This is a genomic window from Streptacidiphilus albus JL83, from assembly GCF_000744705.1.
Lineage (GTDB): Bacteria > Actinomycetota > Actinomycetes > Streptomycetales > Streptomycetaceae > Streptacidiphilus > Streptacidiphilus albus.
Window position 1 is genome coordinate 9,349,148 of the sequence record NZ_JQML01000001.1, and the last position, 21,480, is coordinate 9,370,627.

17 protein-coding genes are annotated in these 21,480 nt (G+C 73.3%); 1 reads left to right on the forward strand and 16 read right to left on the reverse strand.

Annotated features, from left to right (window positions below; translation table 11 throughout):
- Window positions 1-288: 288 nt before the first annotated feature.
- Window positions 289-4,365 carry a S8 family serine peptidase gene (locus tag BS75_RS40455; protein WP_081983083.1) on the reverse strand — a complete coding sequence of 1,359 codons (4,077 nt, stop codon included), beginning with the start codon at window positions 4,363-4,365 and terminating at the stop codon, window positions 289-291.
- Window positions 4,366-4,509: 144 nt separating this feature from the next.
- On the opposite strand from BS75_RS40455, the gene BS75_RS40460 reads away from it, so the two are divergent.
- Entirely contained in the window at window positions 4,510-5,511 is a 1,002-nt protein-coding gene (locus BS75_RS40460; RefSeq protein ID WP_034094783.1) for a helix-turn-helix domain-containing protein, read from the forward strand.
- Window positions 5,512-5,568: 57 nt separating this feature from the next.
- Here BS75_RS40460 and BS75_RS40465 read toward each other — a convergent pair whose 3' ends face one another.
- From BS75_RS40465 to BS75_RS40535, 15 genes are all read right to left on the reverse strand, one after another.
- Window positions 5,569-7,002 carry a class-II fumarase/aspartase family protein gene (locus BS75_RS40465; protein ID WP_042438014.1) on the reverse strand — a complete coding sequence of 478 codons (1,434 nt, stop codon included), beginning with the start codon at window positions 7,000-7,002 and terminating at the stop codon, window positions 5,569-5,571.
- Window positions 7,003-7,039: 37 nt separating this feature from the next.
- Complete coding sequence (locus tag BS75_RS40470; protein WP_042438015.1) at window positions 7,040-9,013, reverse strand: FAD/NAD(P)-binding protein; 1,974 nt, start codon at window positions 9,011-9,013, stop codon at window positions 7,040-7,042.
- Window positions 9,014-9,074: 61 nt separating this feature from the next.
- Window positions 9,075-10,424, reverse strand: coding sequence for a type III PLP-dependent enzyme (locus BS75_RS40475; RefSeq protein WP_081983084.1), 1,350 nt, complete (start codon window positions 10,422-10,424; stop codon window positions 9,075-9,077).
- A complete protein-coding gene (locus BS75_RS40480) occupies window positions 10,421-10,630 on the reverse strand; it encodes a hypothetical protein (RefSeq protein WP_034091772.1) in 210 nt (69 codons plus the stop codon). The genes BS75_RS40475 and BS75_RS40480 overlap by 4 nt, the downstream gene beginning before the upstream one ends.
- A 39-nt stretch (window positions 10,631-10,669) precedes the next feature.
- The gene (locus BS75_RS40485) at window positions 10,670-11,629 is read right to left on the reverse strand and encodes an alpha-ketoacid dehydrogenase subunit beta (RefSeq protein WP_034091773.1); all 960 of its coding nucleotides are present in this window, start codon (window positions 11,627-11,629) and stop codon (window positions 10,670-10,672) included.
- Complete coding sequence (locus BS75_RS40490) at window positions 11,626-12,627, reverse strand: thiamine pyrophosphate-dependent dehydrogenase E1 component subunit alpha (protein ID WP_231608044.1); 1,002 nt, start codon at window positions 12,625-12,627, stop codon at window positions 11,626-11,628. Before BS75_RS40490 ends, BS75_RS40485 begins: the two co-directional genes overlap by 4 nt.
- Window positions 12,624-13,538 carry a phytanoyl-CoA dioxygenase family protein gene (locus BS75_RS40495; protein WP_034091774.1) on the reverse strand — a complete coding sequence of 305 codons (915 nt, stop codon included), beginning with the start codon at window positions 13,536-13,538 and terminating at the stop codon, window positions 12,624-12,626. The genes BS75_RS40490 and BS75_RS40495 overlap by 4 nt, the downstream gene beginning before the upstream one ends.
- A 55-nt stretch (window positions 13,539-13,593) precedes the next feature.
- A complete protein-coding gene (hppD, locus tag BS75_RS40500; RefSeq protein WP_034091775.1) occupies window positions 13,594-14,583 on the reverse strand; it encodes a 4-hydroxyphenylpyruvate dioxygenase in 990 nt (329 codons plus the stop codon).
- Between the two features lie 50 nt (window positions 14,584-14,633).
- Entirely contained in the window at window positions 14,634-15,911 is a 1,278-nt protein-coding gene (locus tag BS75_RS40505; protein ID WP_042438018.1) for a beta-ketoacyl-[acyl-carrier-protein] synthase family protein, read from the reverse strand.
- Window positions 15,908-17,527: a class I adenylate-forming enzyme family protein gene (locus tag BS75_RS40510; protein ID WP_034091776.1), complete on the reverse strand. Its 1,620-nt coding sequence runs from the start codon at window positions 17,525-17,527 to the stop codon at window positions 15,908-15,910. The genes BS75_RS40505 and BS75_RS40510 overlap by 4 nt, the downstream gene beginning before the upstream one ends.
- Window positions 17,528-17,614: 87 nt before the next feature.
- Window positions 17,615-18,130, reverse strand: a complete 516-nt coding sequence (locus BS75_RS40515; protein ID WP_034091777.1) for a beta-ketoacyl synthase N-terminal-like domain-containing protein — start codon at window positions 18,128-18,130, stop codon at window positions 17,615-17,617.
- A complete protein-coding gene (locus BS75_RS40520) occupies window positions 18,127-19,239 on the reverse strand; it encodes a beta-ketoacyl synthase N-terminal-like domain-containing protein (RefSeq protein ID WP_034091778.1) in 1,113 nt (370 codons plus the stop codon). The genes BS75_RS40515 and BS75_RS40520 overlap by 4 nt, the downstream gene beginning before the upstream one ends.
- A complete protein-coding gene (locus BS75_RS40525) occupies window positions 19,236-19,541 on the reverse strand; it encodes a hypothetical protein (protein WP_034091779.1) in 306 nt (101 codons plus the stop codon). The genes BS75_RS40520 and BS75_RS40525 overlap by 4 nt, the downstream gene beginning before the upstream one ends.
- A complete protein-coding gene (locus tag BS75_RS40530; protein WP_034091780.1) occupies window positions 19,538-19,813 on the reverse strand; it encodes an acyl carrier protein in 276 nt (91 codons plus the stop codon). Before BS75_RS40530 ends, BS75_RS40525 begins: the two co-directional genes overlap by 4 nt.
- Window positions 19,814-19,866: 53 nt before the next feature.
- Window positions 19,867-21,315, reverse strand: coding sequence for a class I adenylate-forming enzyme family protein (locus BS75_RS40535; RefSeq protein ID WP_081983085.1), 1,449 nt, complete (start codon window positions 21,313-21,315; stop codon window positions 19,867-19,869).
- Window positions 21,316-21,480 lie beyond the last annotated feature (165 nt).

Sequence of the window (21,480 nt, forward strand, 5' to 3'; positions counted from 1 at the left end):
GGGTCGTAGGCGGCCGGCGCCGGGGCTCCGCACCGTGGCCGGGAGACGCGCGGTGCCGGTGGTGCGGCCCGGCACCGGCCCGCAGGGTCGTCAGTGGCGACCCGGTCACCGTCGCCGCCGGCGACCGCGCCACCGCCGTCGCCCTGTGCCCGACCGGCACCAGGGCCATGAGCGGCGGGTTCGAGCAGGTCGAGAACCAGGTCCCGGCGGGGCGGTGGCGCGCGTACGGCTCGGGCCTCGCTGTTCCGCCGGGGCGGAGCAGCGAGGCCCGGGTGGCGCGGCGACCGGTCAGTAACCGAACTGCTGGATCTGGGTGCCGTCCGGCGAGATCACCCAGCCGGTCCTGGTCGACGGGTCGAGCTGCAGGGTCCGCTCGGTGGCGGCGTTCCAGTCGCCGCCGAACGGACTGACCATGTTCTGGTTGAGCGAGATGAACCCGAAGCCGGGCACCGTCGCCTGCACCTTGCCGGTGGCCGCGTCGAGCACCGCGACCTGGCTGGTGGCGTTGTTGTCGGTGAGCAGCGGCAGGTTGGAGCCGAAGGACTCGGGACCGTTCGGCACCGGCCATTCCACGAGGGCGAGCCCGTTCACGCCGTCGGCCGCGAGGCCTTCGGGCATCTCCTGGCGCAGCGCGGTGGCGGCCGAGCCGGTGAGCGTGCCCTCGGCGACCGTCTGGAGGTCGCTGGTGCAGGAGAAGTTGACGCTGACGGACGAGCATTCGGAGACGTCCAGGTGCCCGGCCTGGTCGGCGGCGGCCGCGTCGATGCAGGGGCGGACACCGGCGGGGGAGGGGGTGACCGTCCCGGACACCGTGTCGACCGCGGCGATGCTGCCGGAGGCGGCGCCGAAGCAGAGCCCCACGTTCTGGGTGAGCAGCACGTCGCCGGTACTGGAATCGACGTTGATCCCGCCGTAGGACGCCGGGCCGACTCCGCTGGTGTCGGCGTCCACGGCGGCCTTGAGCTGCCCGGTGCCGAGGTCGATCTCCAGCACGGTGTCGGCGTGCGTCGTGGCGCCGTAGCTGAGGAAGTCGGCCAGGTGGTGGACGGCGTCGACGCGGCCGCCCATCACGTCCAGATACTGCTTCGGGTCGAGGACGACCTGCCCGACCTCCTTGCCGGTGCGGGTGTTCCAGGTCTCCAGCGTGGTGTCGCCGGTGCTGCCGTTGGCGTGGATGAGTTCCACCGCGTCGAGTGCGCCGTCGACGCCGACGACGTCGTACACGGACCGCGGGTCGGTGTCCTCGGTGATCGGCGAGCCGTAGCTGCCGGTCGACGGGTCGTAGGGCAGCACCTGCGCGGAGCCGTCGGGTTCGTCCACCGCGACGACCGAGTCGGGGCCGGCCATGGCGAAGCTGCGCGCGATCCCGCCGTTCGGAATCACGCCGTCGTCGATGTCGAGCATCGACGTCGGCGAGGCCTGCCCGATGACGTTCCCGGCTGCGTCGACGGCGAGTACCCGCAGGCTGTAGTGGAGCGAAGTCCGCAGTCCCAGGGACAGCGCGTCCAGGCTGAGCCTGCCGCTGGCGCCTGCGTACTGGTGGAAGAGCGACGATCCGGTGTCCACGCCGTCGTTGTCGCGTTGATCGCCGTAGGGATTGGAGAAGGTGTACCAGGAGCCGAGCACGCTCGGTGCCGGGGCGGCGGCTTCGAGCTCAACGCCTGCGGCGGCCTCGCCGTGCGTGCCGCGCACCTTCGACACGTCGTAGGAGAGCTCGAACTTCGGGTTCTCCCGGGTGACGGCGACCTCGTGCGCGTTGGTCGGGGCGCCTGCGGTGCCGAGCAGCGGCGCGGCAGGACGGTCCGCCACGGACGCGGGGCCCTTCACGAGTATCGAGGTGAACTCGCCTGATGTGTACAGCTTGCCGTCATAGGTGTTCTGACCGATGCCGATGCCGTAGATGCCCGCACCGTCGTCGAACACCGAGGCCGGGATCGTCACCGTGCCGGTGAGGCCGGTCAGGTCGACCTGGTAGGCGGGCGTGAACAGCTGCGCGAGCAGCGGGTTCCAGTGGCTGACCGTGGAGACCATCAGCTGCGGGTCGGACAGGTGGGAGCCGGCCACGTGCGAGAGGTCGTAGGAGACGGTCACGCTCGAACCCTCGTTCACCGACGACGGTGCACTGGGCGCGGGCGCCTCCACGTACTGGCCGTTGCTCGCGCCGAACGAAAGCTCGCCCGCCTGCGAGGTCAACAGCCGGCCGTGGTCGAACACCTCGTAGGTGTAGCCGACCGTGCGCCCGGCCGTCGCCACCACCGGGTCGTCGGCTGCGGTCAGCAGGGCCGTGGGCGTGGCGCGCACGGCGGGGGTCTGCGAGCGGAACGTCGTCCGGCCGACCTTCACGGCGTACGACATCCCGGGCGCGTCCGGGTCGGCGCCGGTCAGGTCGGCGGCGAACAGCACCGGTCCGGCCAGGCCCTCGCCGGTCGTGCCTGGCCCCTGGAGGTCGATCGACGCCGGGTCCGTGCTCATGCTGTACTCGCCGCCGAGATCGCCGAGGATCTCGTGGTGCTCGATACCGATCCGGGCGATCCCCACGCGGCCGCGGTCCGCCGCGTCGGCCGGTGCGGCGCCGCGGTAGTGGCCCGCGGCCAGCTCGGCGTCGACGGCGGCGGTGAGGTCGACCTGGGCGCCGACATTGAGCCGCTGGTCGATCTGGCCCGGTGTGTCGACCCGCCGACCGGTCCGTTCGAGCAGGTCGCGGACCTGTGCCGGGCTCAGGCTCCGGCCGGTCAGCCGCGCGGACTGCAACAGCACGGCCGCGCTGGCCGCGATCTCCGGCGCGGCGGCCGAGGTGCCGCCGGTGTACTCGACGCCCACCGACTCGGCGGTGCTCCCGTCGTGGACGAAGGCCGCGATGCCGTCGCCCGGTGCCGACAGGTCGACCCGGCTGCCGAAGCCGGAGGAGTAGTCGCCGGAGCCGCTGATCCGCGTCGCGGCATAGACGCCGTTCGGGCCGGAGTCGCCGGCCACGAACGTGTCGTCGAGCGTCGTCGCTCCGGCGGCGATGGCGCCGCTGTCCAGGACCTGCGTCGGCGCCGTGGACTCCTGGTCGTCGTTGATGTTCGTGGCCCGGGACGCGTCGTGCGTCACATCCGTCGCGGTCGACCCCCCGTCGGGGCCGATGGCGGCCGGGGTGAAGGTGCGGGTGCCGTCGTTGGCCGCGATGACGACCGTGATGCCGAGCCGGTGCACGATCGAGGCGACCGTGGCCTCGATGAGCGGGTCGTCCTCCAGGTAGCGGCCGGGGAACCCGGTGGTGTCGGTGCCCCAGCCGAGCGAGGCCGTGATCACGTTCGGGTGCGGGTTCTGCTGCGCCGCGGCCATCAGCGCGGAGGCGATCCCGGCGCCGCTGGGGTCGCTGGGCACGACGAGCCGGTACCGGGCGCCCGGCGCGATGCCGAGCAGGTCGCTCACGCCGGAGCCGGTGGCGCCGGGGCGCTGGTCGCCGTCCGGCAGCGGCGCCATGACGGAGAAGTCGAGCAGCACCTCGCCGTCCGAGGGGTCGTCCCCCTCGACCGAGCCGACCGGGTTCAGGACGCCGCTGTCATCGGAGGTGTACGTCGGGATCAGCGGCATCGACGGGATGTCGAGGTAGCGCTGGCCGTTCCGGACGACGGTGGTCGGGCCGTCGGCGGCGACCTCGGGATCGTGCATCGAGGAGTCGGTCAGGTCGCCGACGGAGACATTGGTGATGATCTCGCCGGTGCCGGGCAGCTGGCCGTAGTCCTTGTCGAGGGTCGCGTACGCGCCGAGCGCGTCGACGCCGCCGGAGTTGAGCATCGCCTGCAGCGAGGTCGAGACCGCGTAGTTGGTCGGCAGGCCGGCCGCGGCCGCGGCCGACGTGGTCGCGGCCGGGACCCGCGCGGATACCGCCGCGGCCGGGACCGGCGTCGCGGCGGTCTGCATGGATGAGGCGTATTCGTCGGGCATCGCGTAGGCGACGCCCGGGGCCTTCGCCAACTTGGCTGCGTCGCTCTGTGTTTCGGCGGCGTCGGGACGGCCGGCGAGCTGCAGCAGGTAGCGGCCGCCGCCCTGGGCACGCGCGGAACTGCCGTGCGGCGCACCGGCCGTGCCCAGCACGGAGCCGAGGCTGTGGCCGGGGGCCAGGCCGAGCAGGACCTCGCCGGGGACGACGCCGACGCGGCCGACGGTCTTCTGTGTCAGTGGGCTGCCGCCGAGCGGCGTCGTGACGGTTCCCCGTTCCGCGTTGGCGGCTGCGGCCTGCGCGGCCGTGACGGTGCTGCGGGCCGGCAGCGGTACTGCGGCGTGGGCGGCGCTCGCGCCGGTGAGCGGCGCGGCGAGCGCGACCGTCAGCGCGGCGCCGAGCACCGCACAGCGACCGGCTGGTTTCCTACTCGTCATTACACTCCTTGCCTTACAACTGAGTTGTCCGGTCACGGTGCCAGCAGCCCGACTACTCGCTCAATGCATCGGCGTTGACCAGAATTGGCCATGGCGTAAGCTCGTCACGCAAAGCGGGGAGCCGCTTTGCCGGAGGAGGGCGAAATGCTGGAGGCGGTCGGGCTTTCGGCCGACGAGGTCGCGATGTACCAGGCTCTGGTGACCCGGCCAGGTGCGGGTGCCGCGGAACTGGCCGACGCCTGCGGGCTGTCGTCGTCCGACGCGGAGGCGCTGCTGCGCCGTCTGGTGCGCGCCGGGCTGGCCGTGGCGGCGTCGACCGGCGGCGAGGACTTCGAGGCCGTGGCGCCGGAGTCTGCCCTGGACTCGCTGATCAGCCGCCAGGAGCGGCGGCTGATCGAGGCGCGCTCCGAACTGGCCCGACTCGGCCGGCTGTTCCGGGAGGCCGGCGCCGCGACCGACCCCGGCTCGGTGCGCGTGATCAGCGGCGCCGCCGCGATCTCACAGCACGTCAACAGACTGCACGCGTCGGCGCGCGACCGGGTGCGCTCGTTCGACCGTCCCCCTTACGTCCAGCGGCCAGGAGAGAATCTGCCACGTCAGCGGCGGCGGCAGCTCGACGGGGTGGTCTACCGGACCATATACAGCCACGACGCGCTGGCCTGGCCCGGACGGTTCCGGGAGGACATCCTGGCCAGCTGCGAGTCGGGCGAGCAGGCGCGCGTTCGCGCGGACCTGCCGACGAAGCTGCTCATCGTGGACGAGGACGCGGCGGTGATGTCCGTGGCGGTGGACGAGGCGGTGGCGCAGACGGCGTTCGTCATCCATTCGTCCTCGATCCTCGCCGTACTGATTGCTCTGTTCGAGCACGAATGGTCGCGGGCCGTGCCGCTGGTGGCGTCCGCCAACGACACCTCTCGGGACGCCGAGCCGACGGTCGGGGCCGCGGGTGCCGGGCAGGGGCCCGACGAGCAGACGCGCGCGTTGCTCTGCCTGCTCGCCGGCGGGCTCACCGACGATTCGGTGGCGCGGACGCTCGGCTGGTCCGCACGCACCACCCAGCGCCGCATCTCCGCGCTGATGCGCGAACTGGGCGTGTCGACCCGGTTCCAGGCCGGCGCCGCCGCGCGCGACCGCGGCTGGCTCTGAGGCCGGCGGTCAGCCGGAACGCGACGGCGCGGGAGACGGTGCGGGAGCGTGGGCCGCTCATGGGCGCTCCGGCTGCGCGTGGCGCCGCAGCACTCGGTCGACGAGTTCCCCGGCCGCGCCCAGGTACTCCTCGGGGGCCAGGAGGTCCTCGACGGTGACGCCGTCCGGCAGCTTGTCCAGCAGGTCCTGCTGTTCCTTCAGGACTTCCGCGAACGTGGGTCCACCGGCAGCGCTCCGGCGTGCGCACTCCGCCAGCAGCCGTTTGGCCTCAGCCTTGCCCAGCAGCGGCGCGAGCGCGACATTGAGCCGCTCGGAGACGATGGATCCGCCGGTGAGGTGCAGGTTGCGGCGCAGGTTCTCGGGGAACACCTCCAGGCCTTCGGCGAGTTCGGCGGCCGTGTGCGCCGCTCCTGACGCCAACCGGAGCACCTCACGCAGCGGCTGCCACTCGGCGTGCCAGGCGCCGGGCGCCCGCTCGTCCTCGGCCAGCATGCTCTGAGCCAGCACCGAGGCGTAGGCGGGTAGTTGGCGGGAAGCGGTCACCACCAGGGTCGCCAGCACCGGGTTGCGCTTCTGCGGCATCGCCGAGGACACCCCCCGACCGCCGGCCGGCGGTTCGCCGACCTCGCCGACCTCGGTACGGGACATTCCCTGCACGTCCAGGGCGAACTTGCCCAGCACCCCGGTGACGGCGCTGAGGGTCCAGCCGATGTCGCACATCGGGATCCGCAGGCTGTGCCAGGGCGCGTCAGGCTCGCGCAGCCCCAGTTCGGCGGCGAACCGCGCGGCGAGTTCGATCCCGTGGCCGGGACCGGAGCCTTCGGCGGCAGTTCCCCGGGCGTACTCCTGGTAGGCCGCCAGCGTTCCGGCCGCGCCGCCGAGTTGGGCCGGCAGGCCGGCGGTGGTGCTCCGGACCCGGTCCGAGGCGTCGAGCACGGAACCCAGCCAACCAGCCGCCTTCAGCCCGAAGGTGGTGGGCACCGCGTGCTGGGCCAGGGTGCGCGCGGCCATCGGCGTCGCACGGTGCTCCCGGGCCAGGGCAGCCAGTGCGGCAGCCACCCTGGACAGGTCCCGCTCGATCCGGGTCAGGGTCCGTGCCGCCAGCAGCATGGCCGCTGAGTCCAGGATGTCCTGGCTGGTGCTGCCGAGATGCACGTGCTCGGCGGCAGGCGGGTCAACGGCGGCCACCGCCGCGGTGAGTTCCTGGACCAGGACCACCACGGGGTTGGCGGCACCGCGAGACCGCTGGGCGAGTGCCACGACGTCGATCCGGGTCGACCGCGCGCCTCGGGCGATGGCGTCCGCCGAACCCGCCGGGATCACCCCGAGCGAGGCCTGGGCTCTGGCCAGAGCGACTTCGACCTCCAGCATCGCGGCGACCCACGCCTCGTCGCTCAGGCCCGCGAGCGCCTCGGTGCCCGCCCAGACCGGGGCGAGCAGCCCCGCATCGACGCCGGCTCCGTCGTACCGGCAGTCGTTCTGATCGCTCATGCCTGCAGTCCTCTTTCCACCTGCTGTACCGTTCGATTCACAGGGTGACACGGGCCCGCACCTTCGGAACGGGCCGCCGGCCGAGTTCGACGGACAGGCAGGCCCGGGCGATCGCGTCGGCATCGCCGAGGATCACCGAGTCGACGCCGGGGCGGACACCGGCCGCAGTGGCCCAGTGAACCGTCTCGGTGGGCACGCCGAAGGCGAAACGGTACGGGTGGGCCTGCCCGGTCAGGTCCACCAGCCGACAGGGGCGCGGGGTGACCATCAGTCCGCCGGTCTCCACCTGGCCGTCGGCGCCGGTCGGGATCAGGTAGGGCCGACAGGCCCCGCGCGCCAGCAGGTCCCGGACCAGCGGGTCGGCAGTGCCCCGGACGTCCGGTTCCGGAAGCCTGGCCTCGATGAGCGAGGCCACCTCGGTCGCCGACCCGGGCACGGCGGTGGAGTTGACGGTGAATCCGTCCGCCGAGGGGACGACCCGCATGCCCGGCCCCACCATCCGGACCACCCCGGCCTCGACGAGCGCGATCAGCTCCGCAATTCGGCGGGGCGGCGGTCCGATGGAGACGAACGCGTTCAGCGGGGTGTACCAGGACTGGAGTTCGTCCCGGTAGGAGTCGCCGGTGATCCCGCCGTGGTCCACCACCAGGCGCACCTCGTTGCGCAGGTCGCGCATCACGTCCAGGGCTGCCTTCAGGGGGCCGTCGACATTGCCGCGCCGCGACTCGGCGAGGTCGTGCCTCAGATAGTCGAGCAACCAGTCCTGATAGGCGAGCGGGGCTTCGAACGTCCGGTCGCCGTAGGGTCGGGCGATGCGTTCCCAGTCCCACCGGTCGTTCCGCCCGACCCCGAACCGGCTGAGGAGCCGTTCCGCCGCAGGCCCGCCCACGGGCAGGTCGGAGTACTCGCGCAGGAAGGCACCGGCCTCGTCCCCGGAGAGCCGTTCGGACAGCAATGCGTGGTAGTAGACGCCGGTGACCTCACTGCTGATCAGTGGCCAGATGTGTCGGGAGAACTCGATCTGTTCGCCCGCCTGGCGCCGCTCCCGCAGTTCGGTGATCCTTTCGGGGGTGAGCAGTCCCGGTCGGTGTCGACCGGACACGCCCTTCTGGTTCTCGCCGCGCGAGTGGTACGGAATGCCTCGCCGCGACCCGGCCAGAACCAGGGGTTCCCGGCCCGAAGGACGGTAGCGCAGTTGCCCGTCCTCCCGGTGGAAGCTGCCGCCACGCCCGACGGTCAGCAGGGTCAGGTAGTCGAAGAAGTTGAGCCCAAGGCCGCGCAGGGCGACCCGCTCTCCGGGGGCGATGGGCTCCAGGTCCGCCTCGGCCGGGTTGGTCGGCGGCAGGTAGTTCACCCCGAGCGCGCGGGCGTGCTGCTGAAGGGCGTGTTCGTCGGCGCTCGGCAGGATGTCCAGGTGGCCCTGCGCCAGCACCACGCAGTCCAGTCGGAGCGAGGTGCCGTCGTCCAGCGCGACGAGCTGCGAGCCGTCCTCGGTCTCGGTCAGGCTCACCGCGCTGTTGCGGTGCAGCTGGAAGCTGACCCGGCCCGGCGCCGTGCGGACCAGGCGATCCAGTACCCACACCAGGTAGCAGCCGTAGAAGGCCCGGGAGGGGTAGGAGTCCGGGCCGAGCGCCAGGGCCTCCGCACGCACCCACTCCGGCACGGAGTCGAAGGGCTCCATCAGAAGGACGAACTTCGCCCACTCGTACAGACTCGGCCCCGGGCAGATCGGGCCCTGACAGGTCACACTCGCGTCGGTGAACATCGTCACCTGCGATGCCACGGTGTTCATCAGGAGCTCCACCGGTTGGGTGGTCCGCCAGACCCGTCCGCCACTGCCCAGGTACGGATCCATCACGTGGATCACGACCTGCTGTCGGAAGTCCTCGGCGTTCGCGGTCACCCGCTCGACCACGGACAACCCTCGGGGACCGGCTCCGATCACGCCGATCGTCCTGATTCGATGCTCCGCCGCAACCACTTTCTTCTCCCGGTCCGCCCCTGGTCCCATTCACTGGGCTGTCTACGCGGTCATGTGCGGCCCGCACACACCCGCATGCCGTCCGCTCAGGTCACTGCATCCCCGCCGCCGGCCATCGCTCGGATCCGGGACGCCCGGACCCGGCTGCGGAGCGTCCCCGACGGGAGCCGTGCAGCGAGGTCCGGGCCGGACCCCGGTGGTCACGGCCGGCAGGGGGCGTCAACGCCGGTTCGCCCGAGGGTTCGGACGCGGCCGGGAGCACCGTGTACGGCAGCGGGTCGAAGCCGTTGAAGCCCTGGGTGAGGTAGCTGACCGCGTAGGCGCCGCTGGAGAGGATCCACACGGGGTCGCCGGAGGCCACCGCCAGCGGCACCGGTACCCGGCCGGTCGCGTGGCCGTGCGGGAACGCGTCGTCGCTGTCGCAGGTCGGGCCCGCCACCACGGCCGGGACGTACTCCGGGTCCGGGTGGGTCGGGAAGACCAGTCGGTACTGCAACTGGTCCATCTCGTAGAGCCCGTTGAACTTGCCGCAGCTCAGATAGAGCCAGTGCTGCCGCTCGCCGTCCAGCTGCTGACGGGAGGTCAGCCGGTAGACGTGGGCCCGGATCGCGCCCTGGTCGGCGACCAGGTGGCGGCCCGGCTCCAGAACGAAGTCGAGCTCGCCGCCGTGCAGTCGGCGCAGTCGGACGAGGCCCTGCCGAACGGTCCGGAAGATCTCGTCGAGCGGCGGGACGAGGGCGGTGCCGTGCCGGTCGAGGTACCCCAGGGCGGGCAGGCCGCCGCCGAGATTGATGTGGTCGAGCCTGATCCCGTGCTGCCCGAGGTCGACCAGCACGTCGCCGAGCAGCTCGAAGGCCGCCGTCCAGGCCTCGGAGGTCAGCTGCTGCGAACCGACGTGCACCGAGAGCCCGGCGGGGGTCAGCCCGGCCTGCCGGGCGGCCGTCAGCACCTGGACGGCGTCCGCCGCCGAGCAGCCGAACTTGCGGCTCAGCCCCCAGAGCGCGCCGTCGCCGCTGGTGGCGAGCCGGCAGAACACCCGGGATCCGGGGGCGTGCTCGGCGATCGCGGTGATGTCCGCGAGGCTGTCGGTGGCGAAGTCCCGGATGCCCAGGCGGTAGGCCGCGGCAATGCCCTGGTCCGATTTGACGGTGTTGCCGTAGTGCACCCGGCCGACCGGTACGCCGGAGCGCAGGGCCTGACCGATCTCGTTCGGGCTGGCAGCGTCGAAACCGGCTCCGAGCGCGGTCAGTTCGGCCAGCACCTCGTCCACCGGGCAGGCCTTGATGGCGAACCGGACTGCGATGCCCGGCAGTTCGTCCAGTAGGGCGGCGTAGCGGCGGGCGATCCCGGCCAGATCGTAGAATATCCGGTCGTCGGTGGAGGCTGCCAGGGCGGAGCGCAGTGCGGGAGCGAGGGGGTGGAGTTCGGATTCCCGGTTCACCGGGCCGGTCCCTGGTCGCCGACGGCCCGCTCGACCACGGCCTGGCCGTGGGTCTGCCGGTGCTCGAAGCCCGGTTCGGAGAGGACGCCCAGCAGCCCGGTGGTGCGGATCTCCCGCAGTGCGGTCCGGGCCGGGAAGGTCACGCCGTCCGTGCTGACGTACGGGCGGGCGGCGGCTCGGTGGTGGTACAGGTGGTCCGTGGGCATGCGGTCACTCCCAGGTGCGGGCGTCGCGAGGGCAGGGGGCTACTTCATGACTGCGCGCAGGGCGTGGCGCAGTTGGTCGCGGTGCGGTTGCAGGGCACGGTCGAGCCCGGGGGCGAACGGCAGCACGGCGCCGTCCGGCCGGGTGATCCGCCGGGGCGGGGCGACCAGACGCATCTCCTCGGCTGCGGTGGCGAGGACTTCGGCGCCGATGCCGCAGCTCCGGTTGGAGTCGTCGATGACGACGAGGCGTCCGGTGCGTTCCAGCGAGGCGGCCAGGGCGGTCCAGTCGAAGGGGTGGAGGGTGCGCGGGTCGAACACCTCGACGGAGATCTCGGCGGCGAGCTCCTCCGCGACGGCCAGTGCGTCGTGCACCAGGTGGCCGACGGCGACCACGGTGACGTCGGTGCCCTCGCGGTGGATCCGGGCCGAGCCCAGCGCGACCGGCGCCAGCTCCCAGGTGACGGTTTCGCGCACCGGCAGGGCGGCGGCCGGGGCGAACACGACCACCGGGTCCGGGTCGGCGATCGCCGACCGCAGCAACCCGTAGGCGTCGGTGGGGGTGGCCGGCACGACGGTCTTCATCCCGGCGTGGGCGAAGAGGCTGTACGGGTGGTCGGAGTGCTGTCCGGCCCAGCCGTCCCGGGAGCCGGAGCCCGGCACCAGGCAGGTGAGCGGGACACCGGTCTGGCCACCGGTCATCAGGGAGAACTTGTGGGCCTGGTTGACGAGTTGTTCGAAGACGAGGAAGAGCAGCGAGGGGATCTGGAACTCGATCACCGGCCGCCGTCCGGTCAGCGCGGCCCCGATGGCCATCGAGGTGAAGGCCTGCTCGGAGAGCGGGGTGTCGACGATCCGGCCGGGGCCGAAGCGGTCGAGCAGGTTGAGGGTGGGGCCGGCCATGCCGGCGCCGATGTCCTCGCCGAAGACGCAGACCGCCGGGTCCTGCTCCAGGGCGTCGGCGAGCGCCCGGTTGAGCGCCTTGGTGTAGGAGAGCCTCATGCCGTGCTCCCCGCCCTCGGTCGCAGCCCGTCGGCGTAGAGGTGGTCCAACGCCCCTTCTGCTCGCGGGTGTTCGGAGTCGAGGGCGAACCGCTGCGCGGCGTCCAGCTGTTCGGCCACCGAAGCGTCCAACTGCTCGGCGAGGCCGTGCGGCAGGAGTGCCGCGGCGCGCGGCAGCGGGTCGAGGCCGCGCCAGTCGGCGATCTCCTCCGGGGTGCGGTAGTGCAGTTTCATCAGCCGTTCCATGGTGTGGTGCCCCTCGAAGCGGTAGGTGCGGCATTCGAGGAAGCCGGGACCGCCGCCGGCGGCGGCCCGGTCGACGGCCTCGGCCGCCGCCGCGCGGACGGCCTCGGTGTCCATCCCGTCCACCTCGACGGCGGGGATCCCGAAGGCGGCGGCCCGGCCGGTGGCGCTGCCGGCCACGGCGGTGGCGGCCGGCAGCGTGGTGGCGTAGCCGTTGTTCTCGCAGACGAACAGCACCGGCAGCCGCCACATCGCGGCCAGGTTGAAGGACTCCAGCAGGACGCCCTGGTTGAGTGCGCCGTCGCCGAAGAAGGCGACGGCCACCCGGTCCTCGCCGGCCTGCCGGGCGGACCAGGCGGCGCCGACCGCGATCGGGCCACCGGCGCCGACCATGCCGTTGGCGCCCAGGATGCCGAGCGAGAAGTCGGCGGCGTGCATCGAGCCGCCCCGGCCCTTGTTCAACCCGCCGATGCGGCCGAGGAGTTCGGCCAGCAGGCGGTCCGGGGCCGCGCCCTTGGCGAGCACATGGCCGTGGCCCCGGTGGGTGGAGGTGATCCGGTCCTGCGGGCGCAGTGCGGCGCAGACGCCGACCGCCACCGCCTCCTGCCCGATGTAGGGGTGGATGCCGCCGGTGATCGCCCCGGACTTCACCAGCCCGAGCGCGAGTTCCTCGAAGCTGCGGATCAGCCGCAGCATCCGGTAGCGCGCGGCGGGGGAGCCGAGGCCGTCGGGGACGGGGTGGGCGGGGCCGGTCACGGGGTGCCCCGCCAGACCGTGGGGCAGATCTCGGGGTCGGCGTAGTCGGGGCGGCCGTCGGCGGTGCGGCGGACCACCGCGTCGTGGTTGTAGGAGGCCGGGGTGCCGTCCGGGCGGGTGGCGGGACGGTACTGGTTGGCGCCGTCCTGCAGGTGCAGCGAGACGGCCCGGCGCGGGGTGTCGGCCAGGTTGGCGCCGCTGCCGTGGTAGGTGCGGCAGTGGTGGAAGCTGACGTGCCCGCGCGGGATGACGACGGGGATCTTGCGCACCTGTGCGCCGTTGTGGGCGGCGTTGGCGGCGAGGACCGACTCCAGCTCGGAGCGGTCGCGCCGGGCGAAGTGCCGGGTGGTGTCCTCCCCGGAGGGGAGCTCCTGCCAGCGGTTGCTGCCGTCGACCATGGTGATGGTGCCGTTCTCCACCCCGCAGCCGTGGAAGGGGATGAAGGCGGTCAGCATGTCGTCCGAGGACGAGGTGTGCCAGTAGTGCTTGTCGAAGTGCCACGGCACCTGGTTGGAGGGCTCGTCGGGCACGGGCGGCTTGAGGATCAGGGTCGACTGGAAGACCCGGATCTCCGCGGTTCCGGCGAGCAGCGCGGCGACGGCGCCGACCAGGGGCTTGCGCAGGATCTCGCCGATCGCGTCGCTCTCGTAGTGGACGTAGTCGTTGTGCCGCTGGACCGCTCCGTGCGAGGGCTCCCAGGAGGCCAGGTTCGGCGGCCGGACGGCGAGGGTGCGGTCGCGGTGGCCTTCGTAGTACTTGTCACTGGCCGCCTGGAGCGTGTCGAGCTCCTCGTCGGTGAACAGCCGTTGGGACAGGTACCAGCCGTGCTCGCGGTAGCCGGCCACCTCCTCCGGCGTGGGCAGCAGGGCGTGCTCGGCCCGGGTCAGGACGAACTCGGGTGCGGTGGTCATGGGGTGCTCCTCCTCGGCGGGCGGACCCGTCGGACGGACTGGTCGGGTCGGCGGGTCAGACGGAAGCGGCGGCGCGCCGGCGCTCGACGGCCTCGTAGAGGGCCTTGATGTTGGCGGTGCCGAAGGTGCCTGCGCCCTGGCGCTCGATCAACTCCAGGAAGAAGGTCCGCCGGGGGTGGGTCGAGCGGGCGAAGATCTGGAACAGCTGGCCACCGTGGTCCTGGTCGACCAGGACGTCCAGCTCGCGCAGCGTCTCCACCGGGATCGCGGTGCCGCCGAGCCGCTCGGCCAGGCCGTCGTAGTAGGCGCCCGGGGTGCTGAGGAACTCGATGCCGTGCGAGCCGGCGCTACGGACGGCGGTGGCGATGTCGCCGGTGCGGAACGCCAGGTGCTGGACGCCCGCGCCGTCGTGGTCCGCGAGGAAGGTGTCGATCTGGCCGGGCCGGCGGCTGGTGTCCGGTTCGATCAGGGTGAAGGTGACGTCCCCGGAGGCGCTCTGCACCACGCAGGAGTCCATCGCCTGCTCGCCGACCTCGATGTACTCGCTGAAGATCCGGTGGAGGCCGAGCGCGGCCTCGCAGAACCGGACGGCCTCCGCGAGCTGCCCGGCGGGCACGCAGATGGCGGCGTGGTCGAGGGCCTCCAGCAGTTCGCCGCCGGTGCGGGCCGGAGCCTCCGGCAGCGGGACGAACCGCAGCGCGGTGTCGCCGAAGCCGACGATCAGCCGGTCGGCCCGGTCCAGGACCACGGCGCCGTGCCGCTCGGCCCGCTCCAGCACGGCCTGCGGGTCGGTGCAGCCGAGCGCCAGCGCGGCGACGCCCTCGCCGTGCCGCTCGACGTAGCGGGCCACCGGATGGTCGCTGTTCCCGCTGGACCGGAGCCGCAGTCGGATGCTGCCCTGGTGGAGGTGCACGGTCTGCACCCCGGGCGTCGACTCGGGCTGGTCGGTGTCGCGCAGGAAGCCGAAGCCGGTCTGGAGCTCGGCGGCGGTCTGCGCGGCGTCCGCGCAGTGGTACTCGACACTGGTGATCGTCTGTATCAACAACTTGGCTCCTGACATAAGGAGTTGAGAGAGAATGGAGGAGGCGTGGCGGCCTATCTGACGGCGCGGGTGGGCGTCGGCCCGAAGACCAGGCTGGTGTTGTGGCCGCCGAACGCGAAGGCGTTGCTCAGCGCGGCCCGGAGCTCGGCCGGGCGGGCGGCGCCGCGGACGTGGTCCAGGGCGCACACCGGGTCGGGCTGGTCCAGGTTGACGGTGGGTGGGAGCAGGCTGCGGGCCACGGCCAGGGCGGTGATCGCGGCTTCCACCGCTCCGGCCGCGCCCAGCAGGTGGCCGGTGGCGCCCTTGGTGGAGCTGACGGCGGGCCGGTGCTCGCCGAACACCGCGTTGAGCGCCGCCGATTCGGCGACGTCGCCGAGTTTGGTGGCGGTGCCGTGCGCGTTGACGTAGCCGATGTCGGATGCGGCCAGGCCGGCGCTGGCGAGGGCCGTGCGCATGGCGTCGGCCGCGCCCTCGCCGTCCGGGCGGGGCATGGTCGGGTGGTGGGCGTCGGTGGTCGAGCCCCAGCCGATCAGCTCGGCGTAGCCGCCCGCGCCCCGGGCGTCCGCGTGCTCGGCGCTCTCCAGGATCAGGACGGCGCTGCCCTCGCCCAGGACGAACCCGTTGCGGCGGAGGTCGAACGGTCGGCTCGCCTGCGTCGGGTCGTCCCAACCCTGGGCCAGTGCACGGGCGTTGGTGAAGGCGGCGGCGATCGTCGGATGCAGCGGGGACTCGGTCCCGCCGCACACCACCACGTCGGCGTCGCCCGCCCGGATCAGCCGCAGCCCCTCGGCCACCGCCTGGGCGCCGGCCGCGCAGGCCGTCACGATCGCGGTGCTGTGGCCCCGGATCCCGTGCTTGATCGCCACCCGGGCCGTCGCCATGTTGGAGAGCATCCCCGGCAGCAGGTACGGGCTGACGGCGGGACGGCCGCGTTCCAGCCGGCCGTGCGACTGCTGCTCGTAGGTCTCCAGGCCGCCGCCGCCGGTGGCCAGCACCACGGCGGTGCGGCGGGCGTCCACGTCGCGGCCGACCACCAGTCCCGCGTCGGCCAGGGCATCGTCGGCGGCGGCCAGGGCCAGCAGCACGAAGCGGTCGACGCAGCGGGTCTCGGTCGGCGGCAGCACCTCCCGCCCGTCGATGTGCGGGGCGATCCCGGCGGCGGGCAGCCAGCCGTGCGCGGCGTGGCCCTCCGGCACGGCGACGATGCCGCTGCGCCCGGCGGTCAGCGCCTCGAAGACCTCGCCCGGCTTGCGGCCCAGCGGGGTGACCAGGCCCATCCCGGTGACGACGGCGCCCGGCCGGCTCGGGGTCCGGCTGACGGTCCGGCTCATCGGACGCCCGCCGGGGCGAGGTGGCGCTCGCGCAGCAGGACCTTGCGGACCTTGCCGGTCGGGCCGAGCGGGAGGTGGTCGTCGCCGACCACCAGGACCGAGCGAACGGTGGCGGCGGTGTGCTCGTCGAGCGCGGCGAGGACCTCCGCGGTGCGGTCGGCGGCCGGGTCGGCGCCGTCCGCGAGGGTCAGCAGCACGTCGGTGACCACGCGGTGGCCGTCCTTCACCGCGACGACCGTGCAGTCCAGGACCCCGGGGACGCGGGCCAGTACCCGCTCCTCGGACATCGCGGTGTACAGCCGCCTGCCGTCGCCCAGGTCGACCGAGTCCACCAGCCGGTCGACGTGGTAGTAGAAGCCCTCCTCGTCCCGGTACATCAGGTCGCCGGTGAGGAAGCGGCCGCGCAGCCGGGTGCGGTAGGTGCCGACCGAGTCGTTCCAGTAGCCGGGCGCCAGGGTCGGGGAGGCGGTGGCGAGTTCGCCGACCTCGCCGGGGCCGAGCGGCTCGCCGTCCGGGCCGACCACCTCGCAGTCCACGAAGGTGTGCGGACGGCCGACGCAGCGGCCGTACTTCTCGGTGCCGGGGGCGTGGGTGATGAAGAAGTGCGAGTGGCCCATCTCGGTCGAGCCCAGGCCGTCGACGAACACCGAGCCCGGCTCGCGGCCGCGGCCCTGGCGGGTGACGGTGTCGCGCGAGCCGGTGGCGATCAGCCGGCGGATGTGCGCCTCGTGGGCGCAGTCCCCGGTGTTCCACCACAGCGCGATCGTGTCGAGCCTCCGGGTGCTCAGGTCGTGGCGGGCGAGGTCGGCCCAGGTGACGGCGAAGCCGATCACGCCGCGCGGACCCCAGCTCTCGATGGCGTCCAGCACGCCGTCGCCGGACTGCTTCGAGAGCAGGGCGAGTTCGCCGTGCGTACTGAGGGCGAAGTTCACCGCGATCAGGGTGGCCGCGTGCGGGGCGGGCAGGGCGCTGAGCATCCGGTCCGAGCCCTGCGGGCGCGGCAGCGTGGCACGGTGGCGGAGCGCCGCGTACAGGCTGGCGTGCGAGTGCACCACGGCCTTGGGGATCCCGGTGGTGCCGGAGGAGTGGGTGATCGCCACCGGGTCGTCCGCCGAGTGCCGGTACGGCTCGGGCGCCGCGTCCGGGTCGCCGGAGCCGAGCTCGGAGGCGTCGGCGAGCACCGGGGCCGCCGGGTCGTGCCCGGCCAGCTGGTCCCGGTGCTCGGGGTCGGTGAGAATGCCGACGGCGCCGAGGCGGGCGATGTAGCGGGCCGCTCGCTCGCCCTCCACCCCGGGGTTGAGCAGCGCCGGGATCGCACCGAGCCGGACCAGCGCCAGGAAGGACAGGACGTGGTCGGCGGCGGCGGTCGCGTACACCACCACCGGGTCCCGACGGCCGACTCCGAGGGCGTGGAGCGCGGCCGCCCGGGCCCGGACGGCGCGGTCGACCTCGCGCAGGGTGAACGGCTCCCAGGAGGCGTGGTCGTCCACCGCGGTGTCGAAGGTCAGCAGCGGCTCGTCGAGACCGATGCCCAGGGCGATCCTGCTGGTCAGCACGTTTCCTGCGCCGACGTCCGGGTCGCCCGCCAGGAGGCTGCGGATACTGCGGATGCTCACGGTGATGGATCCCTCCCATGGCGCTGGCCATGCGGGTGCGGTGTGCGTGGATGTGCGGTCACGGGGCGCGCCGGTGGGGCGCGGGGGTCAGCCGGCGGCGACCAGGACGGCGGTGGCATGGTCGGTGCCCCCGGCCGGTTCGGCCTGCTCCGCGGCGATGACCAGGACCTGTTCGGCATCGCCGTCGGCGACCAGCAGGGTGGCCAACTCCAGTGCGTCGGCCGGGATCCGGCCGGGCGGGGAGGCCTTCCGGGGGCTGATGGCGACGAGCGGGCCGGTCAGCCCCCAGCGGGCGGCGATGTGCCCGAGGACCGCGTTGGGGTTGGACTGGAAGAACAGCAGCGGCGGCATCCGGCGCCCGGAGGCGGCGGCGGTGTCGATGGCCAGTGCGGTGGCGCGGTCGCCTCCGGCGCTGGCCAGGACCAGCCCGGTGCGGTCGCCCTTCCGCTCGGGTCGGGCGTGGTGCCGGGTGAGGCAGAGCTCGGCGACGGCCGCCACCAGGGGGTTGAAGGTGGAGGCCGAGAAGCCGGGCAACGGAGGCAGCTCGCCGGTCCCCTGCGGGGGCGGCCAGGTCGCGGTGGCGAGCGTGTGCAGTCCGCTCATGCGGCGGCGACCAGGAGCGCGGTGTTGGCGCCGCCGAACGCCGAGTTGAGGCTGAGGGCGTAGCGGGGGTGGTTCCCGCCCGCTCCCGCCAGGACGAGGTTCAGGCCGATCTCCGGGTCGGGGCCCAGCCAGCCGGCGTTGACCGGCAGCTCTTCGCTGTCCAACGCGGCTATGGTGACCACGAGTTCGAGCAGCGCGGAGGCTTCCAGGGCGTGGCCGTGGACGGACTTGCTCGAACTGACCGGGAGTCCCTCCAGGGCGTCGCCGAAGACCTCGCGCAGCGCCCGTGCCTCCGCCAGGTCCGACATCGGCGAACCGGTGCCGTTGGCGTTGACGTAGCCCACCTCGGCCGGGGCGACACCCGCCCGGGCCAGCGCGGCCCGGGTGGCACGGGCCACGCCCTCGCCGTCGGGGTGCGGACGGCACACGTGATGGGCGTCGCCGGACCGGCCCCAGCCGGCGAGCCGGGCCAGCGGGCGCCTGCCACGCCGCGCGGCGGCAGCGTCCGCCTCGATGACCACGGCCGCTGCGGCGTCGCCGAGCAGGGTGCCGGTCCGCCCGCTGCTGAACGGCCGCAACTCCCCGTCGCGGGCCAGGGCCCGGCCCGCGTCGAAGGCGGCGAAGACGCCCGGCTCCACCAGGTGGCCGGCCGCGACCACCACCCGGGGGTGCCGGCCGGAAGCGACCAGGGCGGCGGCGTCGGCCACCGCGGTGGCGGCCGCCACGCAGGCGCCGGTGTAGACCCGGGTGACCCCGGGCAGCCCGAGGGCGGCGGAGCCCCGGCGCACGGCCTCGGCCACCTCGCCGGTGCGCAGATCGCTGTGGAGGGCGAGCAGCAGCGGCGTGTCACCGGGTCCGACGGGCAGCCCGGACTGGTGGCACGCGTCGGCGAGGGCGCCGAGCACTGCTCGGGCGAGCGGCGGCGGATCGGGCAGCAGGGCTGCCCGCCGGGTGCCGCGCCGACTGACGTCGAAGCGGGTCACCTCGGTGAAGCCGGTCCTGGCCCGGGCGGTCGCGGCCGCCAGCGGGGCGAGCCCGCGGCCGAAGGCGCTGAGCACTCCGAGACCGGTGAACACCGGCCGGACGGCCGACGGTGCACTGGTGCTCATGACCGGGTGACCCCGCCGGATCCGGTGGCCCCGGCCCCGGCACCGGCACCGGCGTTGGGGGAGGGGGTGGCGGCGAGTACGGCGTCGCGCAGCACCGCGACGGCGTCGTCCACGGTGCGGACGGCCTCGAACTGCTCGTCGGAGAGTTCCAGCCGGAGTGCGTAACGCTGCTCGAACTCGGCTGTCAGCCAGGTTAGTTCGAGTGATCCGAGGGTCTCGGGAACGCTGCTCGCGGCACGCTGTCCGAATGCCGAGAGGATCTCCACGACCTCGGCCCGGTCCGGCAGCACGGGCGTGCTCACGCGGGGCTGCCGGCGGCGGTCGGGGCGGCGGCGACCCGTCGGGCCACATCGGCGGTGAACTGGTCGAGGGTCATCAGCGCGGTGGCCTCCATCTCGTCGAGGTCGAACTTGATCCCGAACGTGTCCTCGACCTGGACGGACAGGTCGGCGAGGGCCAGTGACTCGAGGTCGAGTCCGGCCGGCCCGAGGTCGGTGTCGCCGGTGACCTCGGAGACGTCGTAGTTCATCTCGGTGAGTGCCGCGAGGACGAACGTGCGGATGTGCTCGTGCATGGTGGTGCTCCTCGTGCTGTGTCGGGCTTCGGTGCGGTGGTGCCTGCGCCGGATCAGGGTGCGGGCGTGGCAGCCGCGTCCGCGGCGGCGCGCAGCGCCGTGGTGTCGCGGACGAGCTTGCCGGTGGCGGTGCGGGGCAGGGCCGGCAGGAGCGAGAGCCGCCTGGGCCTTTTGAAGGCGGCCAGTTCGCGGGTCAGGGTGTTGCGGACGGCGGCCGGGTCGGCGGCGTGCTCGGTGGCCAGATAGGCCTCGATGGCGCCGTCCGCGAAGACCACCACGGCCTCGCGGACCTCCGGCAGCGCCGCGAGGGTGTGCTCGACCTCGGTGAGGTCGACCTTGAGGCCGCCGATGGAGACCTGGGAGTCGCGCCGGCCGAGTACGGTGACCCGGCGGGCCGCCGGATCGACCCGGCCGGCGTCCCTGGTGTGCAGTCGGCCGTCCGACCAGCGGGTGGGGTCGGTGAGGCCGGGGTAGGGGGAGGCGCTCATGGCGATGTGCAGTTCGCCGCCCTCCTCACGCAGGTCCATGCCGTGGACCGGCTCGGCCTGGGGGTGCAGGGTGCCGTCGAGGTCGGTGGCGATGACCCCGAGCTCGGTCATTCCGTACATGGTGCCCAGGGGCACGCCGTACCGGGCGGTGAAGGCGGCGGGCAGTCCCGGGCGGACCAACTCGCCGGCGACGATCATCCGGCGCAGCTGCGGCAGCGGCGGGGGAGCGGTCGCACCGGCCAGCAGTTCGGCGTGGAACGGGACGCCGATCACGGTGGTCGGCCGGTCGTCCTCGGCGATCGAGGCCAGGATGCCCGCCGTGGTCATCCGCTCGGGGACGGTCAGCGGTACCCGGGCGTGCAGGCTGTTGAGCAACCCGCCGACCAGGCCGAGGACATGGACGACCGAGGAGAGCAGGACAACCCGCTCCCCGGCCTTGGGAAACAGCTCCAGCCGACGGTAGCAGTCCAGCTCGCGCAGCAGGTCGGAGGCCGTGCGGGCGATCACCTTGGCCGGACCGGTCGAGCCCGAGCTCAGCTGCACCAGGGCGTGGCCGGTGGCGGCCGGGCGGCCGCCCGGCAGCGCCACCGGCACCGGGTCGGTCTCGGCGAAGCCGCGCAGCGTCGCCGCAGAGCGGTGCGCCGACTCCACCAGGACCTGGGGTGCCAGCCGTTCGACGGCGAGCGCGACCTCGTGGTCGGTGAGTCGGTGGTCCAGCAGCACGGCCTGGGCGCCCAGCTGCCAGCAGGCGAGCAGCGCGGCGGTGTAGCCGAGCGAGGGCGCCAGCCGCAGCGCGGCCGTGCCGCCGGTCGACAGGCCGGCGGCGGTGAGCCGCTCGGCCTGCTCGGTGACGAGGCCGCGCAGGGTGGCGCGGTCCACGGGATCACCGAAGCGCAGGCACTCCTGGTGATCGGGGCCGGACAGGAGGAGGCGATCCACCCAGTCGTGCGGGGCCTCGGTGATCGAGGCCTCGGCCAGGGTGGGGGGGAGAGGAAAAGAGCCGGTCAACGCCACTCCACGAAGGGGAGGTTGGATGGACAGCGGGCACAGTCATCGTGGTCGGTTTCGAGTCCTGACGATTACACAGACGATCGAGCGAAAGCAAGGTCTAGACCAATGAGGGCTCGGCCTCCTACGCTGCCGAGCCGGAGCCGGCCCGAGCGAGGCCTGCCCGGAGAG